The organism is Capsulimonas sp., from assembly GCF_039929585.1.
Classification (GTDB): Bacteria; Armatimonadota; Armatimonadia; order Armatimonadales; family Capsulimonadaceae; genus Capsulimonas.
This window is the reverse complement of sequence record NZ_JBDSQY010000264.1, coordinates 1-4,340: the sequence shown is the minus strand read 5'-3', so window position 1 is coordinate 4,340 and position 4,340 is coordinate 1. Positions and strand designations below refer to the sequence as shown.

4 protein-coding genes are annotated in these 4,340 nt (G+C 58.9%); 1 reads left to right on the top strand and 3 read right to left on the bottom strand.

Annotated elements, in window-relative coordinates; genetic code table 11:
- The coding region (locus tag ABIZ35_RS20115; RefSeq protein WP_348221710.1) for a DUF4118 domain-containing protein at nt 1–560 on the bottom strand (560 nt) is incomplete at its 3' end.
- A 206-nt stretch (nt 561–766) separates the two neighbouring features.
- Here ABIZ35_RS20115 and ABIZ35_RS20110 point away from each other — a divergent pair.
- The gene (locus tag ABIZ35_RS20110; RefSeq protein WP_348221709.1) at nt 767–2,824 is read left to right on the top strand and encodes a diguanylate cyclase; all 2,058 of its coding nucleotides are present in this window, start codon (nt 767–769) and stop codon (nt 2,822–2,824) included.
- A 41-nt stretch (nt 2,825–2,865) separates the two neighbouring features.
- Here the strand turns inward: ABIZ35_RS20110 and ABIZ35_RS20105 are convergent, their stop codons facing one another.
- Both ABIZ35_RS20105 and ABIZ35_RS20100 read right to left on the bottom strand, forming a co-directional pair.
- Nucleotides 2,866–3,465 (bottom strand): DedA family protein, encoded by a 600-nt coding sequence (locus ABIZ35_RS20105; RefSeq protein ID WP_348221708.1) that lies wholly within the window; start codon nt 3,463–3,465, stop codon nt 2,866–2,868.
- Between the two features lie 38 nt (nt 3,466–3,503).
- Nucleotides 3,504–4,325 carry a protein phosphatase 2C domain-containing protein gene (locus ABIZ35_RS20100; RefSeq protein ID WP_348221707.1) on the bottom strand — a complete coding sequence of 274 codons (822 nt, stop codon included), beginning with the start codon at nt 4,323–4,325 and terminating at the stop codon, nt 3,504–3,506.
- Nucleotides 4,326–4,340 lie beyond the last annotated feature (15 nt).

The window sequence follows — 4,340 nt, the reverse complement described above, 5'->3', positions numbered from 1 at the left end:
AGATGCAGAGCGGCGTTTGGGGACGAGCGGCGAAAAACGAGGCTCCGCGTGGCTCCGCACAGTGTTTGCAGCTGATCGGTCAGCGCGGCAAGAACTTGATCGGCGCGAATCACGCGGCTGACGGTTTCGCTCGCATCAAATAGCGTCTCAATTTCAGATTCGCGAGTGCGCGCCTCTAGGGTTTGCGCGCGCGCTTGCGCGGCCAGGCGCGCCGTCACCACGGCGGCCATGAGGAAGATTGCGAGTGAAAGCCAATCTTTGGGGTCGGCCACCGTGAAGTGATAAAATGGCGGCAGAAAGAAAAAATTCCAGCATAAAAAGCTTAGCAATGCGCCCCATACAGCAGGGCCGAACCCGAAGCGTACGGCGCACGTCAGTACGATCGGCAGGTAGAGAAGCGATGCTTGGCCTTTGTCCACATAGGGCCGGATCAGCCAAAAGCATCCCGTCGCGGCGGCGACGCTGGCTGTGGGCCACAAGTAAACACGCAAATGGGATGCGGCGCTTTGGGAAGTCTTCGCATTTTCGACGGCATGCGGCGATGGCGGAGGAAGTGACACGGAGCACAATTCCCGACTCGCAGGTCTATCTCCTGCCGTTCCCCGACTTCATTTCGATTTCGCCGCTTCACGATTTTTTTGAAGATTCCATGGATTCTATGGTACATGGACATTAGATACTTTGCCTGAAGAGAACTTTTCCTGAAATAATGGTGCAAGACAAAGTGGCGAGCAGCCATTAAATTTCGTAAGGACTACGCCTCATTATGATTGCAGCATTGCCCGAAAACGAAGGGGCAAGACTCGCCGCTCTCCGCGCCTACCATATCCTGGATACTCCCAGCGAAGCCCGTTTCGATGAGATCACGCATCTTGCCGCGTATCTCTGCGGCACTGAGTTCGCCGCCGTTTCTTTCACGGACACCGACCGCCAATGGTCTAAATCCATTACCGGGACGGATCTCAAGCAAACGGCGCGCGAGCTTTCGTTTTGCGCGCACACCATTCTTTCCAAAGATCTCATTATCGTGCCGGATGCTCGTTTGGATCCGCGTTTCGCCGATAACCCCTTCGTGACCGGCGAGCCCGGAATTCGTTTTTATGCGGCGGCTCCGCTGATTACCTCCGATGGACTTGCGCTCGGGGCGCTGTGTGTGTTTGCGATGACGCCTGGAGACCTGAACGCGGATCAGGCTGCCGGGCTGCGGACGCTCGCCTACCAGGTCACGGAACTGCTGGAGCTGCGCCGGCAGGTCGCCGAGCAGGAGCGTTTGGTTGGCGAGAGGGATCTTGCCGAGAGCGCCCTGAGGCAGGAGCGCGAGCACTTCCGATCCTTCGCCGAAAGCCTTGGGTCTGGAATTTTGATGACGGACCTTGAAGACACCGTTCTCTACGTCAATCCCCGGATGTCGCTGATTACGGGATATACGACGGAGGAGATGATGGGATGCCGCGCGCTCGATCTCTTGCTGACCCCTGAAGACCAGGAGACGATGCGCGCGAACAACCGGGAGCGTTCCGAAGGGGCGCCTGGGGCATACGAGATTGACATCATCTGCAAGGATGGAAGTCGTCGCTGGATCGAAGTGAATGTCGTTCCGTATCGCGATAAAACCGGTCAGGTTGTCGGAACTCTCGCGACGAACACCGATATCAGCGCGCGCAAGGCGCTGGAGTCCGAGCGGGACCTCGCGCTGAAAGACGCACAGGAGCGTGCGGACCGCGATCCGCTCACGGGGCTGCTCAATCATCGGACATTTTACAAGCGCTTTGAAGAGGAAGCGAACCGCGCCCAGCGCGACGGCTCCATTCTCGCTGTCGTGATGATGGATGTCGATAACTTCAAATTTTTCAACGACACTTATGGCCATGCGACCGGCGACGATGTTTTGCGTCATGTGGCGGCGCGTTTTCAGGCCCTGTGCCGGCAGTACGACTGTGTGGCGCGCTTCGGCGGCGATGAGTTCGCCCTGCTGCTGCCAAATGTCGGGACGACCCCCGCCGTCGATATCGAAGCGCGTCTGCGCGCGGGTCTCGAAAACATCACCCATCTTCTGCCGGGGGGGCAGGCGGCCGTCCCGATCACTATCTCCGTGGGGGCTGCGCTGCTTCCGCACAACGCTGTCGACCGAAGCGATGTCGTTCGCCGCGCCGACGAGCGTCTGCGCCGCGTCAAGACCGGGGGCGCGATCGAAGCCGAGGCCGATCAGGTCCGTGCTTCCATGACGGGCCGCGTGGAAGGCTTCTCCATGCTGGATGCGCTCGTGACCGCCGTGGACAATAAAGACCGCTACACGCGCAAGCATTCAGAAGACGTGATGTGGCACAGCCTGATGATCGCCGAAGAGCTGGGCTTGGATGAAAAGACCCGGCACACGGTGGCTGTCTCAGCGTTGCTGCACGATGTTGGCAAGATCGGTATCCCCGACGCTGTCCTGCGTAAGCCCGGCAAGCTTACCGACGCCGAGTTTGAGACGGTCAAACAGCATCCGATGATGGGGTCCATCATGGTCGGCGCCATTGCGGGCCTGGAAGACACGCTGGACGCCGTGCGTCATCACCACGAGCGCTGGGATGGCGGGGGGTATCCCTTTGGTCTGCGCGGCGAAGAAACCCCGCTGATCGCCCGCCTGATGGCCGTCGCCGACGCCTTCAGCGCCATGACTACTGATCGCCCTTACCGAAAGGGCATGGACCGCGGCAAAGCTCTCGGCATCCTGAGCGAGGGGCGGGGAACGCAATGGGACCCCGAATGCGTCGACGCCTTCCTCCGCCGCACGGCGGCGTCCACTCCTGCGGTGAACCATATCGCCGCAATAAGTTAACCGGTTTCACGAAACTCCGATTACGCCCCTATGTTTCACATCTATGACGCCTTGCGCCGTCGTATAACAGTGACGCCGAACGCCAGCACAAGGGCGCCCATCACGACCCACGATACGGGTTCGATGTATTGTTCGACTTTGCTGTAATTTTTCCCAAGCAATACCCCGGCGTACGCGAGCGCGGTGGCCCAGACCCCTGTTCCGATCGCCGAATATAAGAGAAATTTGGGAAGGGGCATGCCGCTGACGCCGGCGGGAATGGAGACGAGGGAGCGAATGCCGGGAACAAGACGACCGATCAGCACCGTTTTGTCGCCGTGCTGATCGAACCACTGGTCGGCCTTCCCGATGTCGTCGCCCGAGAGCGCCAGCCATTTGCCGTGCTTGTCCGCCCAGGCCTTCAGGCGCTCGGTCCCCAGCGCCTTACCCAGGTAGTAAAAGGGCAGCGCCCCCAGCACGGAGCCGGTCATACCGGCGATGGCGACTCCCGCGAAGCTCAGTTTGCCCTGTGTGGAGACGAAGCCGGCAAGCGGCATGATGAGTTCCGAGGGGAGGGGCGGGAAAACGTTCTCCAGGATCATCAGCAGCACGACACCGAGATACCCGAGCGAGTTCATGATCTGCGTGATGAAATTCAGCATTTGACGCGTTTTCCCTCTTGGATACGCGTAACGAGCGCCTAGGCGCTCTTGTGTCCCCGATTTATTCCGGCAATCACGACCGTACGGTCATCGGCGGTTTTGGTGGCGGGATATTGCTGGCATCGGTCCGGGTCCTGCTCGGCCACTTCCAAGTATCGCTTTTCCCATTCTTCAATGGATACCCCTGATGGGGCCTCGGGATAACCATCCGTGAATATTTCAATCGATTGGATGTTCGACAAAGCGATGGCCGTTGTTGTGACGAATTTCGATGGCGTGGCGCCGCCGTCGATCACTCCATATCCAAGCGGGTGTACGGCGTTATTTCGATACTGAGACTGCGCGCGCAGCAGAGGCAGGATAAACTCGCGACTGCCTTGCGAATCTTCAGTCAGCTGGATGTAGTGTGCGCGCGCGGTGGACGTCAGGGTATCGATCAAGACAGGATTCAAATAGATCTTGCGACCATTGATCCGTACGCCGACATCCCCGACCTGGGTAATGATGAGTTCGTCGTTGTGAATGCGCAGACATGCGAATACGCATGCCGGCCGTGTGTCAGAGGAGGCGTCGCTCTCCTGTGGATAGAAATGCGATTTTACGTCTGCGTTCAGTTCCAACACGAGCGCCGCTCCCGTGTTCGCCGAGGAAATCACGCGGTCCGCAACTCGTCGCGCGACATGCGCCCCCGTGATATTGCTGCCCGAGGGGTTGACTGTTTTTGTCGTGACGCCGTCCGCCACCACTAAACACGTCGGAGTCGCCGCCGCAACATCCTCGTTCATGGAGTCCTGTGACTTTGGCTTTGAGAAAATCTGCACGTTCTCGAAACAATTGTGGAAGCTGGCTGTTTCAATCATCGGTCATATCCGCAG